The following is a 2,179-nucleotide window of genomic DNA, read 5'->3' as shown; positions in this document are numbered from 1 at the left end:
ACCATCGGCCACGTTGACCACGGTAAAACCACCCTGACTGCAGCTATCACCAACGTGCTGGCCAAGCACTTCGGTGGTAAAGCTTTCGCCTTCGACCAGATCGACAAGGCACCGGAAGAGCGTGAGCGTGGTATCACCATCAACACCTCCCACGTAGAATACGACACCGCTACCCGTCACTACGCCCACGTAGATTGCCCGGGTCACGCCGACTACGTTAAAAATATGATCACCGGTGCTGCCCAGATGGACGGCGCGATCCTGGTAGTAGCAGCGACTGACGGCCCGATGCCGCAGACTCGTGAGCACATCCTGCTGGGTCGTCAGGTTGGTATCCCGTACATGATCGTGTTCATGAACAAGTGTGACATGGTTGATGACGAAGAGCTGCTGGAACTGGTTGAGATGGAAGTTCGTGAACTGCTGACCGAGTACGACTTCCCGGGTGATGACCTGCCGGTAGTTCGTGGTTCCGCGCTGAAAGCGCTGGAAGGCGACGCTCAGTGGGAAGAGAAGATCATCGAGCTGGCTGGCCACCTGGATACCTATATCCCGGAGCCGGAGCGCGCGATTGACCAGCCGTTCCTGATGCCGATCGAAGACGTATTCTCTATCGCTGGCCGTGGTACTGTAGTTACCGGTCGTGTAGAGCGCGGTATCGTTAAAGTAGGTGAGACCGTAGAAATCGTTGGTATCAAAGATACCGTTTCTACCACCTGTACCGGTGTTGAAATGTTCCGCAAGCTGCTGGACGAAGGTCGTGCAGGCGAGAACATCGGCGCGCTGCTGCGTGGTGTTAAGCGTGAAGACGTAGAGCGTGGTCAGGTACTGGCCAAGCCGGGTTCTATCAAGCCGCACACCAAGTTCGAATCTGAAGTGTACGTACTGTCCAAAGAAGAAGGTGGCCGTCATACCCCGTTCTTCAAAGGCTACCGTCCGCAGTTCTACTTCCGTACTACCGACGTGACCGGTACCATCGAGCTGCCGGAAGGCGTAGAGATGGTAATGCCGGGCGACAACATCAAAATGGTTGTTACCCTGATTGCGCCGATCGCGATGGACGACGGCCTGCGTTTCGCTATCCGTGAAGGTGGCCGTACCGTAGGTGCCGGTGTTGTAGCTAGCGTAATCGCCTAATCGATTCGTTATATACAAACATGAAAAGGGGTGGCTTCGGCCACCCCTTTTATTTTTGGGGCTATTTATGGCCTGTGAGATACTGGGCAAAACCATTGATAGAGGTAGTTTCCGTGAGCAACCCCGCCATTTTTCTGGATCGTGACGGTGTCATCAATGAAGACACTGGCTATGTCAGCCAGGTCGATGATTTCCATTTTCTGCCCGGAGTCATAGACGCCCTGCAGCTCCTCAAAAAGAAAGGCTATCTGCTGGTCGTCGTCACTAACCAGTCCGGAATCGCCCGCGGCTACTTCAGTGAAGATGACTTCATGAATCTGACTGAATGGATGGATTGGTCACTGGCTGATCGGGATGTGGATCTCGATGGCATCTACTTCTGCCCCCATCATCCGGATCATGGCGCCCCCTGTGATTGCCGCAAACCGGAGCCAGGCATGCTGCTGTTGGCGCAACAGGAACTGGGGATCGACATGAGTCGTTCCTATATGGTGGGTGACAAGCCCTCTGATCTGAAAGCTGCCATCAATGCCGGAGTTGGTCACAAGATCATGGTCAGAACCGGCAAGCCGGTGACCGAAACGGGTAGTGCGCTGGCCGATGCTCTCTATGACAATCTGCACGATTTTGCCGTTGCGGCACCTGCGGTGAGCTGATTTCGCCGGTTTAATATGCCAATTGGTGGCTTTGTGAGCGAACAAACAGCGAAAGCCATCTTTTTGCAATTATCTGCTTGCCAGAAAGAATCTGTTCCCTATAATGCGCCTCCATCGACAGGGCAAGCGGCAACGCAAACAACCTCGTCGATAACCTCGAAAAGCCTTTGCAAATAAGGCTTGACTCGAGAAGGCGGTTGAGTAGAATTTCACTCCCGCAGCAACACACTGTTGCGTCGCTCTTTAACAATTTGAATCAAGCAATCTGTGTGGGCACTCACAGCATCGAATATCAAAAACAATTTTTGATTTTCAATGTCTGGTGAAGTGACCAAGACGATTTCTTAGCAATAAGAAGTCGAACAGTTTATTTCAGCAATTCATTG

At 52.7% G+C, this 2,179-nt stretch carries 2 protein-coding genes; both read left to right on the top strand.

Annotated features, from left to right (window positions below; translation table 11 throughout):
* A partial coding sequence (gene tuf, locus AB5Y92_RS19230) for an elongation factor Tu (protein ID WP_115523187.1) occupies positions 1-1,137 on the top strand: 1,137 nt, incomplete at its 5' end.
* A 113-nt stretch (positions 1,138-1,250) separates the two neighbouring features.
* Positions 1,251-1,793: a D-glycero-beta-D-manno-heptose 1,7-bisphosphate 7-phosphatase gene (gmhB, locus tag AB5Y92_RS19225; protein ID WP_005339917.1), complete on the top strand. Its 543-nt coding sequence runs from the start codon at positions 1,251-1,253 to the stop codon at positions 1,791-1,793.
* Positions 1,794-2,179 lie beyond the last annotated feature (386 nt).

Source organism: Aeromonas sp. R1-1, assembly GCF_040908495.1.
GTDB classification, from domain to species: domain Bacteria; phylum Pseudomonadota; class Gammaproteobacteria; order Enterobacterales; family Aeromonadaceae; genus Aeromonas; species Aeromonas veronii.
Note: the sequence above shows the minus strand (reverse complement) of the source record. Positions and strands in the feature narration are given on the sequence as shown.